General features: G+C 66.0%; 24 protein-coding genes. 14 read left to right on the top strand and 10 right to left on the bottom strand.

Translation table 11 applies throughout. The annotated features are described in order from the left end of the window. Positions 1 to 29 precede the first annotated feature (29 nt). Positions 30 to 599 carry a hemerythrin domain-containing protein gene (locus A5678_RS11895; RefSeq protein WP_068042442.1) on the top strand — a complete coding sequence of 190 codons (570 nt, stop codon included), beginning with the start codon at positions 30 to 32 and terminating at the stop codon, positions 597 to 599. Between the two features lie 39 nt (positions 600 to 638). Then, positions 639 to 2,084: a YdiU family protein gene (locus tag A5678_RS11890; RefSeq protein ID WP_197502116.1), complete on the top strand. Its 1,446-nt coding sequence runs from the start codon at positions 639 to 641 to the stop codon at positions 2,082 to 2,084. A gap of 3 nt (positions 2,085 to 2,087) precedes the next feature. Here A5678_RS11890 and A5678_RS11885 read toward each other — a convergent pair whose 3' ends face one another. The 6 genes from A5678_RS11885 to A5678_RS11860 form a co-directional block, all read right to left on the bottom strand. Next, complete coding sequence (locus tag A5678_RS11885) at positions 2,088 to 2,915, bottom strand: LLM class F420-dependent oxidoreductase (RefSeq protein ID WP_068042438.1); 828 nt, start codon at positions 2,913 to 2,915, stop codon at positions 2,088 to 2,090. Positions 2,916 to 2,935: 20 nt separating this feature from the next. After that, complete coding sequence (locus A5678_RS11880; protein ID WP_068042436.1) at positions 2,936 to 4,498, bottom strand: adenylate/guanylate cyclase domain-containing protein; 1,563 nt, start codon at positions 4,496 to 4,498, stop codon at positions 2,936 to 2,938. A 60-nt stretch (positions 4,499 to 4,558) separates the two neighbouring features. Beyond that, entirely contained in the window at positions 4,559 to 4,954 is a 396-nt protein-coding gene (locus A5678_RS11875; RefSeq protein WP_068042434.1) for a DUF4267 domain-containing protein, read from the bottom strand. 58 nt (positions 4,955 to 5,012) lie between these two features. Then, positions 5,013 to 5,264, bottom strand: coding sequence for a hypothetical protein (locus A5678_RS11870; protein WP_068042433.1), 252 nt, complete (start codon positions 5,262 to 5,264; stop codon positions 5,013 to 5,015). Positions 5,265 to 5,366: 102 nt separating this feature from the next. Further along, complete coding sequence (locus A5678_RS11865; protein WP_231983644.1) at positions 5,367 to 5,789, bottom strand: YkvA family protein; 423 nt, start codon at positions 5,787 to 5,789, stop codon at positions 5,367 to 5,369. A gap of 56 nt (positions 5,790 to 5,845) precedes the next feature. Continuing rightward, positions 5,846 to 6,229 carry a DUF732 domain-containing protein gene (locus tag A5678_RS11860; protein ID WP_068042561.1) on the bottom strand — a complete coding sequence of 128 codons (384 nt, stop codon included), beginning with the start codon at positions 6,227 to 6,229 and terminating at the stop codon, positions 5,846 to 5,848. A gap of 96 nt (positions 6,230 to 6,325) precedes the next feature. Here A5678_RS11860 and A5678_RS11855 point away from each other — a divergent pair, with 96 nt between their 5' ends. Next, complete coding sequence (locus A5678_RS11855) at positions 6,326 to 7,189, top strand: phytanoyl-CoA dioxygenase family protein (RefSeq protein ID WP_068042429.1); 864 nt, start codon at positions 6,326 to 6,328, stop codon at positions 7,187 to 7,189. A 3-nt stretch (positions 7,190 to 7,192) separates the two neighbouring features. Here A5678_RS11855 and A5678_RS11850 read toward each other — a convergent pair whose 3' ends face one another. Continuing rightward, the gene (locus A5678_RS11850; protein ID WP_068042427.1) at positions 7,193 to 8,125 is read right to left on the bottom strand and encodes a DMT family transporter; all 933 of its coding nucleotides are present in this window, start codon (positions 8,123 to 8,125) and stop codon (positions 7,193 to 7,195) included. A 157-nt stretch (positions 8,126 to 8,282) separates the two neighbouring features. Between A5678_RS11850 and A5678_RS11845 the strand changes: the two genes are divergently transcribed. Beyond that, the gene (locus A5678_RS11845) at positions 8,283 to 8,498 is read left to right on the top strand and encodes a hypothetical protein (RefSeq protein WP_068042425.1); all 216 of its coding nucleotides are present in this window, start codon (positions 8,283 to 8,285) and stop codon (positions 8,496 to 8,498) included. Positions 8,499 to 8,523: 25 nt separating this feature from the next. Here the strand turns inward: A5678_RS11845 and A5678_RS11840 are convergent, their stop codons facing one another. Then, positions 8,524 to 8,841: a hypothetical protein gene (locus tag A5678_RS11840; protein WP_068042423.1), complete on the bottom strand. Its 318-nt coding sequence runs from the start codon at positions 8,839 to 8,841 to the stop codon at positions 8,524 to 8,526. A gap of 330 nt (positions 8,842 to 9,171) precedes the next feature. Here A5678_RS11840 and A5678_RS11835 point away from each other — a divergent pair, with 330 nt between their 5' ends. Together A5678_RS11835 and A5678_RS11830 are read left to right on the top strand one after the other, a co-directional pair. After that, entirely contained in the window at positions 9,172 to 10,065 is an 894-nt protein-coding gene (locus A5678_RS11835; RefSeq protein WP_068042421.1) for a universal stress protein, read from the top strand. 53 nt (positions 10,066 to 10,118) lie between these two features. Continuing rightward, positions 10,119 to 10,841 carry a M15 family metallopeptidase gene (locus tag A5678_RS11830; protein WP_068042418.1) on the top strand — a complete coding sequence of 241 codons (723 nt, stop codon included), beginning with the start codon at positions 10,119 to 10,121 and terminating at the stop codon, positions 10,839 to 10,841. Here A5678_RS11830 and A5678_RS11825 read toward each other — a convergent pair. Next, positions 10,838 to 12,373 (bottom strand): serine hydrolase, encoded by a 1,536-nt coding sequence (locus A5678_RS11825; protein ID WP_231983643.1) that lies wholly within the window; start codon positions 12,371 to 12,373, stop codon positions 10,838 to 10,840. The genes A5678_RS11830 and A5678_RS11825 overlap by 4 nt on opposite strands. 190 nt (positions 12,374 to 12,563) lie before the next feature. On the opposite strand from A5678_RS11825, the gene A5678_RS11820 reads away from it, so the two are divergent. The 3 genes from A5678_RS11820 to A5678_RS11810 all read left to right on the top strand — a co-directional run bounded on the left by A5678_RS11820 (position 12,564) and on the right by A5678_RS11810 (position 14,020). Continuing rightward, positions 12,564 to 13,235, top strand: a complete 672-nt coding sequence (locus A5678_RS11820; protein WP_231983642.1) for a peptidoglycan recognition family protein — start codon at positions 12,564 to 12,566, stop codon at positions 13,233 to 13,235. 342 nt (positions 13,236 to 13,577) lie between these two features. Further along, positions 13,578 to 13,730, top strand: a complete 153-nt coding sequence (locus tag A5678_RS27510) for a hypothetical protein (protein ID WP_197502108.1) — start codon at positions 13,578 to 13,580, stop codon at positions 13,728 to 13,730. 5 nt (positions 13,731 to 13,735) lie between these two features. After that, entirely contained in the window at positions 13,736 to 14,020 is a 285-nt protein-coding gene (locus A5678_RS11810; RefSeq protein WP_197502107.1) for an ANTAR domain-containing protein, read from the top strand. 87 nt (positions 14,021 to 14,107) lie between these two features. On the opposite strand, the gene A5678_RS11805 is transcribed toward A5678_RS11810, so the two are convergent. Next, positions 14,108 to 14,338: a hypothetical protein gene (locus A5678_RS11805; RefSeq protein WP_068042410.1), complete on the bottom strand. Its 231-nt coding sequence runs from the start codon at positions 14,336 to 14,338 to the stop codon at positions 14,108 to 14,110. A 586-nt stretch (positions 14,339 to 14,924) separates the two neighbouring features. Between A5678_RS11805 and A5678_RS11800 the strand changes: the two genes are divergently transcribed. The 5 genes from A5678_RS11800 (at position 14,925) to A5678_RS11780 (ending at position 22,174) form a co-directional block, all read left to right on the top strand. Further along, positions 14,925 to 18,185 (top strand): adenylate/guanylate cyclase domain-containing protein, encoded by a 3,261-nt coding sequence (locus A5678_RS11800; RefSeq protein ID WP_231983641.1) that lies wholly within the window; start codon positions 14,925 to 14,927, stop codon positions 18,183 to 18,185. Between the two features lie 281 nt (positions 18,186 to 18,466). Then, positions 18,467 to 19,603 carry an acyl-CoA dehydrogenase family protein gene (locus A5678_RS11795; RefSeq protein ID WP_068042405.1) on the top strand — a complete coding sequence of 379 codons (1,137 nt, stop codon included), beginning with the start codon at positions 18,467 to 18,469 and terminating at the stop codon, positions 19,601 to 19,603. Then, positions 19,600 to 20,655 carry an acyl-CoA dehydrogenase gene (locus tag A5678_RS11790; RefSeq protein ID WP_068042403.1) on the top strand — a complete coding sequence of 352 codons (1,056 nt, stop codon included), beginning with the start codon at positions 19,600 to 19,602 and terminating at the stop codon, positions 20,653 to 20,655. Before A5678_RS11795 ends, A5678_RS11790 begins: the two co-directional genes overlap by 4 nt. After that, positions 20,652 to 21,416, top strand: coding sequence for an alpha/beta fold hydrolase (locus A5678_RS11785; protein WP_068042401.1), 765 nt, complete (start codon positions 20,652 to 20,654; stop codon positions 21,414 to 21,416). The genes A5678_RS11790 and A5678_RS11785 overlap by 4 nt, the downstream gene beginning before the upstream one ends. Then, on the top strand, positions 21,413 to 22,174 hold the full coding sequence (locus tag A5678_RS11780) for an enoyl-CoA hydratase/isomerase family protein (protein ID WP_068042400.1): 762 nt from the start codon (positions 21,413 to 21,415) through the stop codon (positions 22,172 to 22,174). Before A5678_RS11785 ends, A5678_RS11780 begins: the two co-directional genes overlap by 4 nt. The last annotated feature ends 7 nt before the right edge of the window (positions 22,175 to 22,181 follow it).

The following is a 22,181-nucleotide window of genomic DNA, read 5'->3' as shown; positions in this document are numbered from 1 at the left end:
TTCCCCAAGAGACAGTGGAGGTATCTGCGATGGCCGACATGATTGTCCAATCGCCCGACGAGGTCGTCGCATTTCTGAAAGCGCAGCACAACCTCATCGAGGACATGTTCGACGAGGTGCTGCATGCGTCAGATCCTCAGGCGCGCGAGAAGCCGTTCGCGACGCTGCGCCAGCTGCTGGCCGTCCACGAGACAGCCGAAGAAATGGTGGTGCACCCGCGCGTGCGCCGCGAAGCCGATGCCGGCGACGCGATCGTCGACGCCCGACTCAAAGAGGAGCACGAAGCCAAGGAGCTGTTGTCGCGCATCGAAAAGCTCGACATCACCTCGAAAGAGTTCATCGACGAGGTCACCAAGCTCCGGCAAGCCGTGCTCGACCACGCCAAGCAGGAGGAGAGCGAGGAGTTCCCCGTGCTGCAGAAGGAAGTCGACGACGCCGACCTCAAGCGGATGGGTGCGGCGGTGCGGGCGGCCCAGGCCATCGCGCCTACCCACCCGCATCCCGGCGTGGAATCAGCCAAGCTGAATTTCGCGCTGGGACCGTTCGCGTCGATGCTCGACCGCGCCCGCGACCTCATCGGGCAGGCCCTCGGCTCGTAGGACTTCCGTAAGCTCGTTGAGGTGAGTGTCGCCCCGGAAATGACCGTTGCTCTACAGGACCGGTTCTTCCGCGAATTGCCGGAAATGGCCGTCCGCTGGCAAGCAGAGGCCCCCGCCGACTTACGGCTACTTGCCCTCAACGAGCGACTCGCCGCAGAGCTCGGGCTGGACACCGCCTGGCTGCGAAGTCCCGACGGAATGCGCTTCTTGGTGGGCGACCTGGTCCCCAGCACCGCCGTTCCGGTGGCCCAGGCCTACTCCGGGCATCAGTTTGGCGGTTTCGTGCCCCGGTTGGGTGATGGACGCGCACTGCTGCTCGGGGAGCTCGTCGCCAACGACGGGCGGCTGCGCGACATCCACCTGAAAGGCTCCGGGCCGACGCCGTTCGCACGGGGCGGGGACGGCCTCGCGGCCGTTGGGCCCATGCTGCGCGAGTACATCATCAGCGAGGCGATGCATGCGCTGGGGGTGCCGACGACGCGATCGCTGGCCGTCGTGGGCACCGGCCGCCCGGTGTTGCGCGAGGCGGAGCTGCCCGGGGCCGTGCTGGCCCGCGTGGCCAGTAGCCACCTGCGCGTGGGCAGCTTCCAATTCGCGGCATCCACCGGCGACGCCGGCCTGCTGCGCCGCCTCGCCGACCATGCGATCGCCCGCCACCACCCCAGCGCGGCGGGCGCCGAACGCCCCTACCTCGCGTTGTTTGAAGGGGTGGTCGCCGTCCAGGCATCGCTCATCGCGCGCTGGATGCTGATCGGATTCGTCCACGGGGTGATGAACACCGACAACATGACGATCTCCGGCGAAACGATCGACTACGGGCCCTGCGCCTTCATGGAGGCCTACGACCCCGACACGGTCTTCAGTTCCATCGACTTCTGGGGCCGCTACGCGTACGGCAACCAGCCCGTCGTCGCCGGCTGGAACCTCGCCCGGTTCGCCGAGACGCTGCTTCCGCTGCTGTCCGACGATGTCGAGGAGGCGGTCGCGCTCGCGGAGGATTCGTTCGGGGTTTTCCAGCGCGAGTACGACGCCGTGTGGTGGTCCGGAATGCGCGCCAAACTCGGTCTGCCCGCGGACGTCGAGGCCCAAGACCTGAAGGCACTGAGCGATGAGTTGCTCGCCCTGCTCAAGGACAGCCACGTCGACTACACCTCGTTTTTCCGCCACCTCGGCCGAGCGGCACGAGGCGATGCCGAACCCGTGCGCGGCTTGTTCATCGACCTCGCAGGGTTCGATGCGTGGCTGTCGCGATGGCAAACCCTGCGCCCCGACGCCGACGTCATGGATCGGGCCAACCCGATCTACATTCCGCGCAACCACCTGGTGGAGGAAGCCCTGGCCGCCGCCACGGCGGGCGATCTCGGCCCCCTCGACCAGCTCCTCGCCGCGGTCACCGCACCCTATGACGAGCGGCCGGGCCTAAAGCGTTACGCCGAGCCGGCGCCCGAGGACTTCGGTAAGTACCAAACGTTCTGCGGCACTTAGTCGTTACGTGATCCTGGCGAACTCGGCCTGCAGCTCATCGAGATGGCGGAGGGTCTGGTCGCGAGGCTCGGTGGGCAATTCCACCAGCAGGTGCTCCAGACCGAGACCGAGGTAGCCCTCGAGCTCGTTGGCCGTCGACGCACCGCCGTGAAAGCTGATCACCGGTGTGTCCTGTCCGGCCACCTCGCGCAGTTCCTCTAACTGAGGCGCCAAGACCCGCGCCGACGGTGTCATCGAGAGCCAGCCGGCATGCAGCCGGGCGATGCGTTTGAAGCCCGCGGGACCGCAGCCCAGATACAGCGGCGGGTAGGGCTTCTGCACCGGCTTGGGCCAACTGTAGATGGGATCGAAATCGACGAACCGGCCATGGAATTCGGCCTCTTCGTGCGTCCAGATCTGCACGAGCGCATCCAGCCGCTCATCAACCACTCGGCCCCGAATGCCGGGATCGACACCGTGGTTGGCGATTTCTTCGCGCAGCCATCCCACGCCCACGCCGAACCGAAATCGGCCCTGTGACAACAGGTCCAGCGAGGCCACTTCTTTGGCGGTGTGAATCGGATCGCGTTGGGGAACCAACGCAATGCCGGTGCCCAGAATGAGCCGTTCGGTGACGACCGCCGCTGCGGTCAGCGCCACGAAAGGATCGAGGGTTCGGTAGTACTTCGGCGGAATCGGGCCGCCGCTCGGGTACGGGGTCTTCCGGTGCACCGGAATGTGCGTGTGCTCGGCCAGAAAAAGCGACTCGAACCCACGCTGCTCGAGTGCCTGCCCCAGGTCTACCGGGCCGATGCCCTCGTCGGTCACGAATGTCAACACGCCTAGGCCCATGGTGCTCAAGTCAACCGCATCTAGTTTGTTTCGGCGACTGCTTGGCTGCGGTCGGTGACCGGGACCAGACGCGCCATCCCGCGAAGGATCCACGGCGTTCGCCTCGCCATCACGGCCACCGCTCGGTCCGACCGGCGCATCGCCGTTCGAGGACCGGGCGTGGGTGCCGCCGCCAGCTGCGCTTCGCGCGACAACGTGCCCGCGCCGTGACGGTCGACCGCGAGAATCTGCCAGGTGCCCGGCACCCCGCGCAGCCCCACACTGCCTCGGTCATCGAAGCGGGTTCCGGATCCGACGACCAAGTCCCGGACCGTGCTCGAGACGAGGATCTCGCCGGCGCCCGCCAGCGCGAGGATGCGCGCGGCGATGTGCACCGCGATCCCCCCGATATCGGTGCCCAACAGCTCGCACTCCCCCGTGTGGATGCCTATCCGGATCTCGATCCCCAGCTTCTCCGCCTCGTCATGCAGGGCTTCGGCGCAGCGGATCGCCTGCGTCGGGCCGTCGAAGGTGGTGAGGTGGCCGTCCCCGGTGCTCTTGACGACCTTGCCGCCGTATCGTTCCGTCATTTCGGCGGTGATTTGCCCAAAGCGTTGCAGGACCGCACGCCATCGCTCGTCGCCATCGGCCGCCGCATGTTCGGTCGAGGCGACGATGTCGGTGAACAGCACCGTGCGCAGAGCGCGCTGGGATTGGGGCGGAGCGCCGTGGCTTCCGGTCAGAAATTCCTCGATCACCGTCGCGATCCGGTCTGCATCGACCAGCCAGGGCACGTGGTCGTTGCCGGCGACTTCGAGCATTTGCGCGTTCGGGATGTGCTCGGCGATATACCGGCCGAACTGAACCGGTACCAGATCGCCCTGGGCATGGACAACGAGCGTGGGCGCGCTGATCGTGGGCAGGATCGACCGGACATCTATCGAAAACGCGGATTCCATTGTGGCCCTCGCCATTCCCGGGCTCGCGCTCATGCGTTCCAGCATCGCCAGCTGGCGCGTCGACCGGATCGACGGCAGCAGGCCCCGGAGCGCTTCACCGCTGCCCCAGGATGAGCGGATCGCACGGCCGAATGCCTGGAACCCGGCGACCTGATCCACCGACGGCGTATAGGCATCGCTCAGCAGAGGCACCATCTTTTCCCGGAGCGCAACCGGATCGCCTTCCATGTCGTCCCACGTCCCCCAGCCGGTGTATGCGGAGGCGCCGGTGAGGACCAGCGCACGCGTCCGCTCCGGTCGGGTCGCGGCGAACAACATGGCGGCGGGCCCGCCCTCGCTCGCCCCGAACAGCACCGCCGCTTCAAAACCGGCGGCATCCATGACCGCCTCGATCTCGGCCGCTCGATCCTCGAGCGTGCGCACTTTGGGGACCGGGTCGGAGAGACCCACCCCGGCCTTGTCGAACAGCAGCACCCGGCAGAAGCCGGAAAACCGCACCATGAACGCCTCGAACTGGGGCACCGTCCAGAACATCTCGACGTGGCTGACGAATGATCCGGCGAACACCAGGTCGATCGGCCCGTCGCCGAACACTTGGTACGCGAGGCTGAGATCGCCGCACTTTGCATACGCTGTTTCCGGCATCAAATGAGCGTACGGCCGCACCGCTGCCTGGACCAGCAAATGCTTACCGGTTAGCTCGGGTCACGGTGTCGGGGCTTCGCCCTTTCCGGTGGTCCGACGGGCCGCGCCCCAGAGCCCGACGCCTATGCCGATGATGGCGCCGCCCAAGCCGATGATCCGTTGCGAGGGCTTCAGCTCGTCATGAACGCTGATGCCGCCGAGCAGGTCGGCGGCGTCCGCGCCGCCCGATGCCAGGAACCAGCCGCGGGTGTTCTTACCGCGCAACGCCGCCGCGGCGAGCAAGCCGCCGATCAAGGCGTCGCGATATCCCATGGACCGCAACAAAAGTCGCGCCGTCGGAGTCGGCTCGCCGGGATCTCCCCAGAACCGGTTGGCGCTCAAGGGCTCGACGAGGAACCAGACGCCGGAGGTGAGTCGGATGGTGCCCGCGAGAAGTGCCGCTCGGTCGATTGACATGCTCGGCAGCCTAAAAGCAAACCGCGTTCCTGCGCATGGCTTTCGCCCCAAGAGCCCGTCACGGCGCGGGGCACGCGTGGGCGATCTGTATGGACGCCGGCCACAATGCGGTGGTCAAGCCGAAGGCCAAGGCGTCGGCTGCGGTGGGGAACACAGCCTCCACCCGGGCCTGGATGAGTCGAGCCTCTTCAGTGTGAAAAAGCGTCCATACGAACCCGATACACAAATATGGGATCGCCAGCCACAATGCCAGTTCGATCAGCGCGCCGACCCGGACCTGGTATCGCATGGTGCGCCGAAGTACGTCCATGACCGCACGCTCCTAGCACGGCTGAGCCCCCGCTTGCCCGGGGATGTACCGAGGATGTGAGGCTCTCACATGGTCGTCACGTAGCGCAAAGGTGCGGCCGGGTCAGTCCAGCGCAGGGTCGGGCAGCCCGCATAGCTTGCACAAGGTGCCAAGGCCGTCGGGCGTTCCGGGCCAATGCTTGGCGAGCGCCCCCGGTCCCGCTGTGCGGCTGACCCAGCGCAGCACCAGGCCGACGATGATCACGTCGTCGGCGAACCCGATGACCGGGATGGCGTCGGGTATCAGGTCAATGGGCGACACGACGAAGGCGATCAGTGCCACCAACGAAATCCGGATCCGCCGCGGCAGTTCGGTATCGGCGGCGAGGCGTTTCAGCAGCCGGAGCACGTCGGGCAGGAGACGCACCAGGTCCTGCATTGTGGCCTCGGGTCGCATCAGCCAGAAGGTGACGGCGAGAATCACCCAGATCACGGCGAACGCACTCAGGATGCCTACCGCAACCATCCACCAGTCAGGCCACATCATTCATATCTTCGTGGCCGCGGCCCCCGCATGCCAGCCGCGCTGCGAACAGGTTCCTGTTAAGCAGCGCCTAAGGGCGGCAACGGAATGAAGGGAATGGTCCAGATAGCGGACGGGGGTACCGGCGGCTCGGTTGTCGGTTCCCCAATGTGCTGTGGGCAGTACGCATCCACCGCGCTGGTTGTGAAGTGGGTCGCGTCCGCCACCGTGAATCCGGCATTCTCCGACGACACGCTCTGGATGACGTCGGCTTGGGAGTGACCCTGGTCCATCAGTTCGCAGGCCGTCTTGCCGACCCGAATGGCGACAGCGCCGTTCTTGTACGGGACGCCGGCCTGATCGAGCGCCGTCAAGAAGTTCGCATCGGGGTTGCCGGCCGGGTCGGCCTGCGCGGGCGTGGCCACGCCGACGGCGGCGGTGAAGCTCGCAAGCACGAGAAGCATCCGCACCGCCTCATCCTCGTACAAACGGCGCGAATTGTCCTGTCGGCCCGTGCGAACTCGGCTTAGTGTGGTTGGCGGAATGAAGGACGAGGGCCAATGAACATCGACGACGAATCCGTCACGACGCTGGAAGACCTCAGGGGTGATCTGGCACAGCGGTACAAGCGGACGGCGAGCGGCGGAAACTTCCTCGACAGCGCGATCGTCGACGCTGACATGGCGGCCCTCGACCGCGACGGCTACGTCATTTGGGAGGACCTGCTCACTGCGGAGCAGTGCCAGCAGATCCGCGACGTCGTGCGCCCGTGGCTGGGGCACACGGGACGCAACTCCTTCGAGGGCCGGCGCACCCAGCGCGTCTACAGCCTGCTGAGCCGCACGCGGGTATGCGACGGGATCGTCGACAATCCTCGCGTGCTGGCGGTGCTTGATCGGCTGCTGATGCCCAACTACCTGCTTTCGGCGTTGCAGGCCATCAACATTCAGCCCGGAGAGGCCGCCCAGCTGGCACACCACGACGACGGGTTCTATCCGATCCCGCGTCCGCGAGAACCATTGGCGGCGGCGACGATCTGGGCCATCGACGACTTCACCGCCGACAACGGCGCCACCGTCCTCTACCCCGGCAGCCACCGCTGGGGTAAGCGCCGGCCGGGTCCCGACGATCAGGCCCTGCCGGTCGTAATGCCCGCCGGCTCGTGTGTTTTCTTCGTGGGCACCCTGTGGCACGGCGGGGGCGCCAACACCACCAGTCGCGACCGCCTCGCCGTCACCGCCCAGTACTGCCAACCGTGGCTGCGACCGATGGAAGCCTTCACGTTGTCGATATCGCGCGACATCGCCCGATCGGTCTCCGACGACATTCGCCGCATGCTCGGCTACAGCATCCACCCCCCGTTCGTCGGCGCGGTCGACGGTCTGCACCCGCTGCGGCTGCTGGAAACCGCGCAGGATTCGTAGGTCCTAGTTCGGTTTTCCGCTGAGGTCCGCAAGCCGGGCGGCATCGGCGTACGTGGATTGTTGCTGGCTGCCCACTTCGATCGCCTGGCTCCGGCTCAGCGCGATAGCGGCGGCCACCATTCCCCAGACGGCGACTGCGAGCGCCAGCGCCGTCGAGCGGCCCACCGCCAGGTGTTCACCCAGCACCCCAACGCCGAGCAAGACCGCGACGACGGGCTCCCCCACCAACATGATCGGTACCGACGCCTGCAACGCCCCGGCATGGAATGCCGAATTCTGCGCCATCGTCACTGCGACCGCCAGGCCGACCAAGACATAGGGAGCGGGGACGGTCAGGAGCGCGTGCCAGCCGCCGACGGCGTAGCGGTGCGTGCAGATTTTCGTCAAGACGGCGATCATGCCGAGCAGGACCGCCACGGCGACGCCCAGCAGCATCGCGCGTACACGACCTACGGCGCGGCCGGCCGCCATGACGCAGACGACCAGCAACGGCACCGTCACCAACAACGCCAGCGTCCACGCCGGCACAGGGGGACGGTTGTGGCCGGCGCGGGGCTGGCCGACGAGCACGAAGACCGTTAGTGCGCCGGTCAACAGCGTCGCCCAGCCCCACTGGACCGCACTGATGCGTTGGCGGCAGAGCCGAGCGCTCAAGGGCAATGCGAATAACAACGACGAAACGAGCAGCGGCTGGATCAGCAGCAGGGATCCGTGCGCGAGCGCGACGGCCTGAAAAACGTAGCCGGCGACGGCGGCGACGGTGCCCGCCCACCACAGCGGTCGCATCGCCAAGGTCGTCACCATCGCCCCAGACATGCCCTCATCAGGCGGAACGTGCTGGGCGGCTCGCTGCCGAACGACGATGCCCACCGCGGCCCAGAACGCCGACAGCAATGCCGAAAAGATCGCGACCGCATGCGATGCCCCCCACCCCATGCCTGCGTGGATACCCGAGAGGTCAGCGAGACTAACTGAGCCCTGCGCGAATGGTGCGGCCTGCCCCGACATCAGGAGCGGCCAGCGGAGTTTGTTTGTGACTCACCGCACATTTATGCTCATCGTGTATCCCAGGTCACAACCAGCAGGAGCTTAAATGGCCGCAGCCAATGCTTCGAGCAAGCACGTTGTCGTTGCGCCGCGTCCCAGCGGAGCGATCCATTCGCACCGGATACTGCTGGCCGTGTTCGTGGTCATGGCCCTCATCGCGGCGATCACGGGCATCGTCGTGGCCGCGTCGACGGGGCACACGACCGCCGCGCTCGTCATCGCCCTGGTGGCCGGCGGATGGTTTTCTGCCGCCCTCTGCTAGCGGTGCAGCGTCGAAAACGTGGGGATCAGTTGGCGACTGCGCCGGGGCAGTACTTGATTCGGCCCAGGTCGACCCACATGTTGGCCCGCTTGGCGGCCTGCTCCGGGTTCAGCCCCGTCACACTCTGGTTGTTCGCCTGTTGCATCGCGCCGACGATCTGCGCACGCGACCAGCCCTCCGCCATGGCCCTGCACATCGTCTGCTCGGTTTGCATCTCATAGAAGGGCCAGTCCGGCGGGAAGCCGATCGGGTCAGCGTGGGCCGTGGCAAACGCACCGGGGATCGAAGCCGGAGCAATCAACGCGATGACGAACGTCAATGCAAGAAGCAGCTTTCTGGTCACTTCTCCTCGATTCGGGGCGTAGTCACGGTGGTGTAAGAGCACTTATACCCAGGGGGGCAAGAAATCAAGTGGCCATCTGGCGCCCCAGCCCATGGTCGGCTGGCGGGATAGCAGATCGAGCCCCCGAAGCCTAGCACTCGAAGCTCGGCCGGGACGGCTGTTGCCCGCGGGGCACTACGTCTGTGACCTGCGAACACGCAGTGGAGCTCGGCGTGTGCCGCGCGTCATCGGTGCCTTTGGTCCCTCGGCTTGCGTCGCTTCGGCCCTGACGATCTCGGCCGCCCTGAATGATCCTGCCGATGGGTAGCAGCCGATCAGAAACGAGCTGAAATGTGGCAACCACCATGTGGCGCGATCTTGGTAGGGGTGGACGGCTCGGCAGCGGCGCTGGGCGCCGTCCGGTGGGCGGCCCGTGATGCCGCGCTGCGGAATGCGCCGCTGGCCCTGGTGCATGTGGTCGACGCCCCCGTACCGGGGTGGTTCCAGGTCACCCCGCGGACCGATTTCAGGCAATGGCACGCGAAGCGGGCACGCAAATTCATCAGGTCGGCGATCAGGGTCGCCGAGCAGAGCGTTGGTGACCTCGGTCGGGTGAAGGTCGAAAGCAAGGTCCTTTTTTCAGCGGCGGTCCCTGCGCTGGTCGCGCTCTCCAGTGTCGTGGAGATGGTCGTGCTGGGCAGTCACGGCCACGGCGGCGCCTTGGCCCACCGCCCGATTGGCTCGGTGACTTCGGGATTGGTCTACCACGCGCACTCCCCAGTCGCCGTGATCCGCGACGAGCAAGCCCAATTTCGCAGGGCCGCAGGCGCGCCCGTGCTGGTGGGCATCGACGGCTCACCGGCATCGGAGGCAGCGACCGCGATCGCGTTCGAGCAGGCTTTACGGCGGGGAGTCCGCTTGGTGGCTTTGCACGCCTGGGACGATCCCCGGGTAGCAGCCTCAAGAACGTTGTTCCAAGACGCCAAATGGGACGCCCGGCTATCCGCGGAGGAGGAGGTGCTGGCCGAACGGCTGGCGGGCTGGCACGACCGCTATCCCGACGTGGGGGTCCGTCGCAGGATCGAGATCGGCGAGCCGGTGCGCTGGCTGCTCGAGGCGTCCGAACAGGCCCAACTGCTTGTGGTCGGCAACCACGGCCGCGGCGCGTTCGCCGGCAAGGTGCTGGGCTCGGTCGGTGCGTCGGTGGTCAATAGGGCCAAGATCCCCGTGATCGTGGCGCGATAGACACTGGCAGTCTGACCAACCATTTCAGTGGAGCCAACGGTGAGGACTCATTGATGCCCTTCGAGCGGCGGGGTGCCGCGGTGGCCGGAATGCTCGCGGCGTGTCTCGTGCTGGTGCAGTGCACCACTGCGCGGCCACCTCCGGCGGCGACACCGCCAGGGTCTGCCAGACCGTCACCATCGGCGGCCGCGTCGTCGGCCAGCGTGCCGTCAGCACCCGCCGGCGCCACCGTGGAACCGGTCACCGCCGCCGAACTCGGCGAGAGCTGGCGGCCTGGTTGCCCAGTCGAGCCGGAAAAGCTGCGACGGGTCAGCGTCGACCACATCGGCTTCGACGGCCGGATGCATCGCGGTGAGCTGATCGTGCATGAAGACCTGGCGCCGGAGGTCAGCGCGATCTTCGAGCGGCTTTACCGGCTTGGCTACCCGGTCGAGAAGATCCGCACGGTCGACCACTACCCGGACGCCGACGACGAGTTATCCATGGAGGACAACAACACTTCGGCGTTCAACTGCCGACGCATCCCGGGAACCGACGAATGGTCTCCGCACGCTTACGGTCGGGCTATCGATCTCAATCCGCTCATCAACCCGTGCCTCTACGCCAGCGGGTATTTCGAACCGCAGAACGCGGCGGCCTATCTGGACCGCGGCCGCAGCGACCCGGGGCTCCTGCACAACGGCGATCCAGCGGTGCACGTCTTCACAGATCGTGGCTGGCGGTGGGGTGGCGAATGGACGGGTCCCCTCGACTATCAACACTTCGAGCGGCCCTAAAGACGCAGGGCCTGTGCCGCCGCCGTTGCGACGTCACCTCGCAGATTGGTCATCGGTGGACTGCCTCGGACGTGGATCGAATTCGACAGCAGAACTACGTAGGTATCTGAGCGTGGATCTATCCAAACCGAGGTTCCGGTGAAGCCGGTGTGGCCGAAGCTACCGATGGGGAAGATCACACCGCGCGGCGTGGACTGGCCCGTGTCGATATCCCAGCCGAAGCCGCGCAGGTTCTGCCCCGCGATCGCCGGATAGCGTGGAGCGAGCAGCGGATCTGTCTTGTTCGGCCTCTTTGCGACGGCTTCTTGGGTGGCATCGTTGGCCGCCTTCAGCTGCGCAAGCGTGTGTCCCGGCTGCTGTGGACTTGTCATCAACTCGAGAGTTGTTTGCGCCAAAGGGAATTGGCTCGGACGGCCAGCGAGCCGGTCCAGCAGGGCCTGCGCGAAGATGCTGACATCGTGGGCCGTCGAGAACACGCCGGCATGCCCGGCCACCCCACCCATGCGCCGCGCCGTCGTGTCCTGGACGGTGCCCCGAAGCAGGTGATCGAGATCGGGATTCTTGCCCGGGTCGGCTCTGCCCTCTTCGTCGCGTGCTGTCGGCGCGATGCGCGGCAAGAGACCGGTGCTCCAGGTACCCGCGGGGCAGGCGTCCGGCGCCCGGCCTTGGGGGGCGGGGGCCCAGGCGATCGCAGCTCCCAGCGTCGCGTGCGGACCACATGCTTGGGCCGGAGGAAGGTAGTGGGTGTCTTCCATGCCAAGCGGCTCGAATACGTTTCGCTGAACGTACGCGTCCAGCGCCTCACCGGTTTCCTTCTCGACCAGCGCGCCGAGCAGGATGAAGTTGATATCGGAATAGCGGAAAACTCCACCGGGAGCCGACTCCAGCGGCGTGGTGAGCGCACGATGGATCCCCTCTTCTTTGTCGGCGTGGTCCAGACCCCAAGGGTCGCCCAGGTTGACGTCCCCGGTTTCGCCGGAAGTGTGCGTAAGGAGCATGCGCAGGGTCACCGTTGCGCGGCGCGGATCGTTCGCGGTGTTGAAGTCGGGCAGATACTGCTGCACGGGATCGTCGAACGCAACCTTGCCTTGCTCGTAGAGCTGCATGACCGCAGTCGCCGTTGCAACGTTCTTCGTCAACGACGCCAAGTCGAAGATCGTGTCCTCGGTCATCGGCTCCGCAGGGGCCGGCAGCCCGTCGAGTCCCGGTTCGCCTGCAAGTTTGCGCGAACCGTAGGCCTGGTGAAAGACGACCTTGCCACCATGCCCGATGACGACCACCGCGCCTGGCAAACGGTTCGCCGCAATCGCACCATTGATCAGCTTGGAGACGGGTACGAAATCGATTGCGGGAGCCGGGTCGGGCGGCTTGACGACCGTTGCGACGTCCGGTCTGGGGGTCTGCGTGCTCGCCCCCAGCGCCGGTCCCGCGTCGCCACGCGAGCAACCGGTGGTGATCGCAAGGAGGGCGGTCCCGGCGGCAATGGCGGTTCGCATCGCACCGCGGAAGCCTGCGGCGACCGGTCGATTCATCGTGGAGCTCATCTCGTTACCTGCGATTTTGTTTTCGAATCTTGACGGCGTCAAGAGAGGACACCAAACGCATCCCGCGCCCCGGGATCACGCCCGTATCGTGAGGACGATGTGCGAGCCTGCACTCGGCCGGCCCCATGAACCGCCAGCCGTTGTCAGCCGTCGCCGCCTTTTAGGGTTGGCCGGCGGCGTGGGCGTGGCGTCCATGATCGGCGCCAGGCCACCTTCGGCTCCGCCTATTTCCGCGACGACCACCGTCGGCCTGACCGCGACCACTTCGGCATTGTTGCTATGCCGAGACGCCTGGGGCGCGCGCCCGGCCCGCTCTGGCGGAAAGCGCCACACCATCACCCGGATGACCCTCCACCACGAGGCCGTCGTCCTCGGCGACAACCGCAATGCCCCAGGCCACCTCCGACTGGATCAGCGGTACCACCAGGATCAGCACGGGTGGATCGACATCGCCTACCACGTCGGCGTCGACCGCAATGGCAACGTCTACGAACTCCGGAGCACTGAAATCGCCGGCGACACCGCGACGGACTACGACACCACGGGCCATTTCCTAGTCCTCTGCGAAGGAGACTTCGATCAAGAGGCTGTGTCAGAGGCCCAGCTTCAGGGGGCGGCTCGCGTCTTCGCATGGGCCGCCCAGAATTTTCGTATCGCAACCACGACATTGGCCGGCCATCGCGACCTCGCCCAGACGTCTTGCCCCGGCGCAAACCTGTACGCCCACCTCTCCTCGGGTGACCTGAAACGCCGCGTTGACGATCTGCTGGCCGCGGGAGGAGTGGACCTGCAGCGCTTCTGCGGATCCGATGCGGCCGCACGAGTCGCGGCAATCGAGGCAGGCAACTGACCAGCGCTTACCGCCGATGGCCCCGGATATTGCGATAGCAGCGTGAGATCACGCCGGCGACGGGGCCCTTTGGGGCGAGGGTGACTGAGCGACAGGTGTTGACCGATGGCAATCGAGCGCAGCGGGTGTTTGTACAGGCGCGGTAGTGCAAAGCCGCTTCGCCGGTATAGGATCTAGGCATCATTACTACCCCGATTCGGCTGGACGTAGGCGTCCGGAATTGGGTCTAAGTCGGACGGGACGTGGGCGTCCGCGGCATATATGGCTATTGTTAAGCCCTTTCAGCGCCAGAAGGCTCCCATGAAACAACTTTGTGATGACCTAACCCAATTCGCTATCCAGGTGCGCCAGATCGCATATTCCGTCAACGGCGGCGTCGGGGAGCGGGAATGCCTGGATTTGAGCGCACGGATGCTCGCCGCGGTTCAGCGGGCCCAGGCCAGGACGCTCACCGAACTTTCCGAATTACCTGGCGAGTGCGGGCAGGCCGGCTAGAAGCGATGGCTGACAGCGCCAATTCGAGTCATGTCTGGCCTGGAGACGTCATCGCGCAAGCCACGGACATCATCAGCGAGCGCTTCAAACTCGACGCCGCACAATCCTTAGCAGTACTCCGCACAATGTCACGCAACACCAGGATGCAAATGTGCGTGGTCGCCGAACACGTAATCAACCGCGAGTTGCCGGCGGAAGCCGTGCGCGGCCTGGGAACAGATGTGTCGGGCTTCGCCTCACCCCAGAGAAGAAACCACGGGTTCAACGGCCTTCGCATCGTGGCTGACTGAGCTGGGCCCATCGCCGCAGCGGTGATACTCCACTTCGGCGGCCGCACGTCGTGCACTGAGCGGAGCTGCCGGAACTGTCACCCTGCATTACCGGGAGCGGCCGGGCTCGTGGGAGTCGTTGAGGTCGTGGGACTCGTTGAGGTCGTGGGACTCGTGGGAGTCGTTGAGGTCGCAGGACTCGTTGGGGTTGTTGAGGTCGCAGGACTCGTTGGGCTCGTGGTCCGCACTGAGCTCGTTGGGTGCACGGGGCTCGTCGGGCTCGTCGGGCTCGTAGGACTCGCTGGCGTGGGACTCGCAAGGCCTGGGCCTTCGCCACACCAGTCCGCCACATCTTTCGGGTACTGCTCAAGTGGTGGAGGACAACGCTGCCCCGGCGGGAAATTGGCACCGGCGTTGAGCAGATCGCAGGGCACGTAGACCTGCTTGCCCTTGGGAGTGTTGGTCAGACACTTTGTCGGCGGCTCGCCATGGGCCTCGACCGGAATGATAGCCGCGGCTACCACCGCGCTGAGCCCCCAAGCAAGACGGCGATAGGTCATGAAAGCTCCTCCCCGAGCAAACGAAAGACTGCCTCCGCGACAAGAGCGCTCATCTGAAGCGTTCTCGTGAGGCGGTGTCGGCGCGCACAACGTGACATCGCCGTCGTATGACGATTAAAGCCGCTCACCCCGGGCGTAATCCAACCCGTAGGTCTCCCGGCGTTTGCGGCGCGTACCGATCTATCGCATTGAACAGCACATTCTCTGTGGACTTGCCGGGAATCGACCCCTTATCGCGATGCTGGCCTCTGACCCGCACCTGCGCTGAACCACCCCGACGGCCACGCGGGCAGTCCCTGCAGGCGAAGAAATTCGTCGACCCAATACGGCACATCATGCTTGACCACCGGTGCCACGATATTGATGTGACGGATGCTCAAAACGAGGGCATGGCGGGAAGGGGTGCCGGCCACGCACACGCCGCCTCGGTGGATGAGTTGCTGGATCAGGCGGTGGCGGCGATAAACCGGGGTGATCGCGCAACCGCCAGCGTGTTGGCGGAGCGGGTGCTGGCGGTCGACGTGGGCAACGTGGAAGCTGAGGACCTCCTGTCCGCTCCCGCTAGCGGCGGTGAGATGTGCCGTTTGACGCTTTTGTTCACAGATCTCGTCGAGTCGACAGCGCTTTCGACGCGGATCGACCCGGAAACCTACCGAACAATTGTGGGCCGCTACCGCGACCAAGTTCTCGCGATCGTGGACCGCTATGGAGGACATGTCAGCTCGACAAAAGGTGACGGCTTGTTCGCAGTCTTCGGTCACCCCGAAGCCCATGAGAACGATGACGAACGGGCCGTGCTAGCCGGGCTGGAGATCAGTCGCGAGGTGGCCAAGCTGGGGGGACAGGCGAAACGTCGGTTTGGAGTCGACATCGCGGTACGTGTCGGGGTGCATCGAGGGCTGGTGTATTTAGACACCGCCCAAGACGACGTCTACGGCATGGCGGCCAACCTGGCCCAGCGTGTGTCGAGCTTGGCACCTCCGGGCGGGATAGTGGTTTCCGACGCGGTCGCACCGCTAGTTGGCGAGGCGTTCGAGCTGACGAGCCGGACACAAGTGGCGGTCAAGGGCATCGAGGCGCCCATCGGCTATTACGTTGTGCTCGGTGAGCAGTCCGACGCAGGCCGGGTTGGCGTGGGTCGCGGTCCGCTTGTGGACCGTGAACGCGAACTGGCCCGGTTGCAGAATTGTTGGCGACGTGCGCAGCGCGGCACGCTTCGCACGCCTGGGCTGGTATTTCGCGGCGAGCCTGGCATCGGTAAGTCGCGATTAGCGGCGGCGGCCGTCGAGCTGGCCGAGAGCGCGGGCGGGGTGGCGCTGGAGTTGGTCGGATCCCCACTGCACAGCGACGCTGGTCTACATCCGGTGCGCACATTACTCGAACGTCGTTGTGGCATCGCCCGTCTCACCAAGCCCGCGGATCGCCTGCGGCTTCTGCAAGCGGAGGTGGCCGCACGATCACTGGATACGGCGCGCATGCTGCCGTTGCTGGCACCGGTGATAGGTATTGCCCCCGAGGCGGGCTATGAGCCGGTTGCCGCCGAAGGCCACAAGCTGCACCAATTGATCATGGGGGCAGTGCACGAATACCTGCTGGGATGTTTTAGGGACGGCTCAGGACTCGTGGTGGCCAAGGATGTGCAATGGTTCGATCCGTCCACCCTGGACGTTCTCGGCCAGTTGCTCGGCGCCGCCGACGGGCGCCTCCTCGTGGTGATCACGGGACAGGACGGCGGCTGGCTGCCGCAAAGCTGGCCGGTCAAGATCTTCGACCTCAAGCCATTGACCGACGAACAAGCCGACATCCTGGTCAGCGCGTTAAATCCGCGCCTGTCGCCGAAGCAGCGTTCCCAGATACGCGCCCGGTGCGACGGCATCCCGTTTTACATCGAGCAACTCGTCCGGGGCTTCAGCGACCAGCCCGACGGAGAACGGACCGGCATACCGGACGCCCTGTATGAGCCGTTGTTCGCGCGACTGCGCGCGAGCCCCAACGCGGTCCCTGTGGTGGAGGCAGCGGCGGTGATCGGTCGCCAATTCGATCGTGGATTGCTGTGCTCGGTGTGCCAGCGCAGTGGCGATGAAGTCGACGACGTCCTCGACGAACTGGAAGACGCCTTGGTCGTCGAGCCGTCGGGAACAAACAGCTGGCGCTTTCGCCACGAATTGCTCCACGAGGTGGCCCGCGAGTTGGCGCCCGCCAGCGTGCGCCGAGGACTGCACGGGAAGGTGGCCGATGCTCTGCTGCAGGGGGTTAGAGGCGTCGACCCGGACTGGCGGCTGGTGGCCGGCCACTACGAGCAGGCCGAGCGGTTCGTCGACGCCATATCGGCCTATCGGCAGGCCGCAACCGAAGCACGTCGTCGGGGGGCGCTCGCCGAGGCTCGCACATACCTGAGCCTTGCCCTCACCCAACTCGACCGCCTCTCGACAGGTGCCGACCGCGACCGCAGCGAGATCGCGGTGCGGCTCGAGCGTGGATTCCTCGCCGCGGCGGCAGAAGGCAATCAAAGCCCCGCGGCTGTGGTCGATTTCGAGCGCTGCCTGCAGTTGAGCGGAACCGACCTGCATGATGACGAGCTCCTCGCCACCATGGTTGCCCTGATGGTCTACTACTTCACGCGCGCCGACCTGCGCCGGGTGGTGCGGGTGCTCAGGTCACTGCGTGTAGGCCTCGAGCAAGGACGGGAGTGGTTACGCCCGGTCATCGAGGCCTCCTTCGGTGTGGTCGCGACGCTCCGCGGGGAGTTCAACGCCGCCAGTTCGCGTCTCGAGCACGCCATGCCGGATCTCGTGGCAGCCGACCAGCTAGACGCGCTGTGGTATCAACCGAACGATCCCATCACGACAGCGCGCGTCCACCGGGCATTGGTCAACTTCGTTCGGGGTGATCTGCCCGGCGCGGAGGCTGAGCTCGCAGAGGTCGCAGGAAGGGTCGGAGGACTAGGGTTCCCCCAGGGCCCATTCAGTGCGGCCTTCGCGAACTTCGTGGAGATCTGGATGCGGATCGAGGGCGGCCAGCTCGACCAGGCGTCGGTACTCGCCGCCGGGGTGACCGAGCAGGCGCAACGCCATGGCTTCGATGCCTGGCACCTCTGGGGCGAAACCCAGCAAACCACGGTTGCGGCGTTGACCGCATTGAGGGCAGAGCCGCTGGACCCCTCTGCGCTATCACGTCACATGGTCACGATGACCAAACTTGTCGACGTCTTGGCCAGAGCCGGTCTGAACGCCTACCTCACCTTTTTCGACGGCGTGCTCGCTCAGCTCCTGCTGGCGCTCGGCGAACCACAGCACGCGCGCGACCAGCTGGATGCCGCACTGTCCCTGGCCCGGGATACGGGAATGCACTTCTACGATGCCGAATTGCTGCGGCTTCGGGCGCATACCCACAGCAACTCAAGCGCCGTCGGTGCCGACCTCCAAGCCGCCCTTGACCTAGCCGACCGTCAGGGGGCCCGGCTGTTCGAATTACGCGTTGCCCTCGACCTTTTCGAACTGAATGGTGGCCCTTCCCGGGCCGCCCTTGCTGCCGCCGTTAGCCGAATGCCCACCGACAGCGCATTGCCGGAGCTGGCCCGGGCGCGCGCCGCACTCACACCGACCAAACACAAGGCGGGCGGATAACGGATAGGCGAGGCACCAACCTGACGCCACTCGCTTGAGGTCATGCGTCCGAGTCTTCCCGGACGGCGACGATTTCCGTGGCCGGGTGCATCAAACCCGGCTGCAACGCGGCGGACCTTCCAGCGACTCTTATTGCTACACCAGCTGAACCTCCGCCAACCGGGTCGAGCCCAACATTCGGGGCGGATGCCCCATGTGCCGCGCTCGGCGGTTTCATTAGTGGCATCCCGGGTGAGGCGGTACCTTTCCACGCTTCACGGCAGGTGGTTAGCCTGCCAAGTATGGTCACGCCGCCTGCCGCGCTCACCGCCGCAGAGCTGGAATTGCGGCAAAGGGTTCGGGCATTCCTGGCCGAGACGCTGCCCTGGGGAACGTTCGAGCCCGGTCTCGGGATGGGCGCGGGGGTTGATCGGGCGTTCTCCGCCGCGTTGGCCGAGCGTGGCTGGATCGGCATGGCGGTCCCAGTGGGCTACGGCGGTCGCGACGCCACCGCCGTCGACCGCTTTGTCGTCGTCGAGGAGTTGCTGCGCTGGGGCGCCCCGGTCGCGCATCACTGGGTGGCCGACCGACAGATCGCCCCCGTGCTGCTGCGTTACGGCACCGAGGACCAGAAGCAGTGGCTGTTGCCGCGAATCTGCAGGGGCGAGTTGTGTTTTTGTATCGGCATGAGCGAGCCCGACGCCGGAAGCGATCTCGCTTCGGTGCGGACGCGGGGTGTGCGCGACGGGGATGGCTGGCGAGTGTCGGGCGTGAAGGTATGGACGAGCAACGCGATGCGCGCCGACTTCATGATCGCGCTGTGTCGAACCGGGGAGGGCGAACGTCATGCGGGGCTGAGCCGGTTCCTGATCGACATGCGCAGCCCCGGCGTGACGGTCAAGCCGATCCCCTACCTGAACGGAAGCACCGACCACTTCGCCGAGGTGGTCCTTGATGGCGTGCTCGTCTCCGACGACATGGTGATCGGCGAAATCGGGCAAGGTTGGGCGCAGAATGCCAGCGAGTTGGCTTACGAGCGCAGCGGGCCGGACCGCTGGATCTCGACCTTCTTGCTCGTCCAGGAGTTCATGCGCGAGTGGCCGGACCTGGCCGCCAGTCCTGCCGGGAGTCGGCTGATCGGCGAACTCGCGGCCCAGTACTGGGTGCTGCGCCGGCTGTCGGTGACGGTGGCCCGCGCCATCGACGCGGGCGACACGCCCTCGGCCGAGGCCGCGCTCATCAAGGAAATGGGCACCCGGTTCGAACAGGATGTCGTGAGCGCGCTGCGCGAATTGATGGACCGTGAGCTCGTATGCGGACAAGAGCCGTCGCTCTTCGAACGGTTATTACGCCGCGCCGTGCTGGACTCGCCGTCGTTCACCATCCGGGGCGGTACCAACGAGATACTGCGTTCAGTCGCCGCCAAAGGTTTGTCATGAGCGACGACGGACTGTATGGCGCGGCCGCCAAACTTTTTGCCGCGCACAGCCGTTGGGAGGATGTGGGCGAAGCTGAAGCTACCGGTTGGGCGGCGCAACTGTGGCAAGCCCTGCAGCAAGGCGGATTCAGTGACGTCCCCGTCCCAGAGCAGCTGGGCGGAGCCGGGGGCAGCGTTGCCGACGCGGTCCAGCTGCTGCGAGCGGCGGGAGCGCACGCCGCGCCGGCGCCCCTGGCCGAGGCCGGACTGGTCGGTGGGTGGCTATTGGCTTCTGCCGGTTTGCCACTGCCCAAAGGCGTTCGCACGGTGCTGGCGCCCGTCGCGGCACTCCGCCTCGACGGTGACCGCCTGTTCGGTACGGCGCCCGCGGTCGCGTGGGGTCACCGCGCCGAGCATGTCATCGGACTCGTCGACGGCGTCGTGGTACTCGCGCCCGGACCGGCCGCCTCATCAGCAGGACCGGCCGTCAGCCGCGGGGTCAACCTTGCCGCCGAGCCCCGTGACACAGTAATTTTCGATGGTGTGCCGGTAACCGCGCGCGCTGACGCACCTGACGCGGTCACCGAGGAAACGCTCTGGGAGCGCATCGCGCTGGGGCGGGCCGCGTTGATGACCGGCGCGATCAGTGCCGTCGCGGCAATGACATTGCGCTACAGCGGCGAACGTGAGCAGTTCGGGCGCCCCATCAATCGTTTCCAGGGCGTGCAAGCCCATCTGGTCACCATCCACCAGCAGGCCGCCGTGGTCGCGTCGGCCATCGACGGTGCCGTCGAGGCGGTCGAATTCGGTCGAGGCAGCTTCGAAATCGCCTGCGCCAAAATGCTTGCCGACCGGGCGGCACAGTTGGTGACGGCGGCCGCCCACCAGACGCATGGCGCTATCGGTATGACGAAGGAATATCCGTTGCATTATCTGACCCGTCGCCTCTGGGCCTGGCGAGACGAAGCCGCGGCGCATCATCGCTGGGCGGACCGGCTCGGCGCGGCTTTGGTCGCCAGTGGCCCCGACGCCCTGTACCCCGCCATCCAGTCAGGGTCGGAGGTGGTGTCGTGAACCGACTGCAGCGCCCAGACGGGGTCACGCTGGCTTATGAGGTGCACAACCCGGACGCGCCGGGCTTGCCGCTCTTGCTCACACACGGTTTCGGCGCCACCGCGGGCATGTGGAACCGCAATATCGATGCCTTGAGCGTCGACCGACCGGTGATCGTTTGGGACCAGCGCGGCCATGGCAGCAGCGATGCACCCGACGACATGGACCGCTACACCGAGCAGATCAGCGTCGCCGACATGGCTGCCATTCTCGACGCCGCGGGTGCCGATCGCGCCGTGCTCGGCGGAATGTCCTTGGGCGGCTACCTATCCCTGGCCTTTTATATCGTCCATCCGCAGCGCGTGGCCGCGCTGGTGCTGGTCGACACGGGGCCGGGTTATCGGAACGACGAAGCACGCGACAAGTGGAATGCGTGGGTGGAACGACGCGCTCGAGAACTTGAGCGGGGCGAAGGGCACGCCGACGTCTCGGCGGAAGTCGCTCAGGCGTTGCATGCCCATCCCGAGGGGTTGCCTCGCGCTGCCCGCGGTGTGATGGCGCAAAAGGACGCTCGCGTGATCACGTCGCTCGACAGCATCATGGTGCCCACGTTGGTGGTCGTCGGGGCCCAGGACACCGACTTCCTGGCCCCGGCCGACTACATGCACCGTAAGATCGCCAATTCCCGCAAGCTGGTCATCGACAATGCCGGGCATGCGGCGAATATGGACCAGCCCGAGATATTCAATGCCGCCGTGCGCGAACTGCTGGAACAGCTATGACCACTGTCGATGTCACCATCGAATCCGTCGGCCACGTCGCCATCGTGGAAATCCATCGGCCCCCGAACAACTACTTCGACACCGCCTTGATCACGCACATCGCCGACGCTTACGAGCAACTGGACGACGACATCGAATGCCGGGCGATCGTGTTGTGCGCGGAGGGAAAACACTTTTGCGCGGGTGCCGACTTCTCCCTGCCCGCCGAGCATCGCTCGTCTCCCAAAGAGCTTTACGCCCAAGCCATTCGGTTGTTCCGCGCCGGCACGCCGGTTGTCGCGGCGGTTCAGGGTGCGGCGATCGGCGGTGGGCTAGGGCTCGCGCTCAGCGCAGACTTCCGAGTGGCGGCGCCCTCCTCGAGATTTGCGGCCAACTTCAGCCGGCTCGGTTTTCATCCCGGCTTCGGCATCACCGCCACGTTGCCGCGTGTCGTCGGCCAGCAAAAAGCCCTCGAGTGGATGCTCACCGGTGAGCGTTGTGGTGGTGAAATCGGCTATGCGGCAGGGCTTTTCGATGAACTAGCGGCCGACGGTGATGTTCGCCCGGCCGCGGTCCGGTTCGCCGAGCGTATCGCCGCCTCGGCGCCCCTGGCGCTCACCAGCATCCGTGCCACGATGCGCGCCGGACTCGCCGAGGCCGTCGCAGCCGCCACCGCCCACGAGCTCGAGGAACAAAATCGACTCCAGGCGACCGCCGACTTCCGCGAGGGCGTGACGGCGGCGGCTCAGCGCCGCGCTCCCCTGTTCATCGGTCGCTGAACTCCCG

Source organism: Mycobacterium sp. E2733, from assembly GCF_001667585.1.
GTDB lineage: Bacteria > Actinomycetota > Actinomycetes > Mycobacteriales > Mycobacteriaceae > Mycobacterium.
This window is presented reverse-complemented; position numbering and strand designations above follow the sequence as displayed.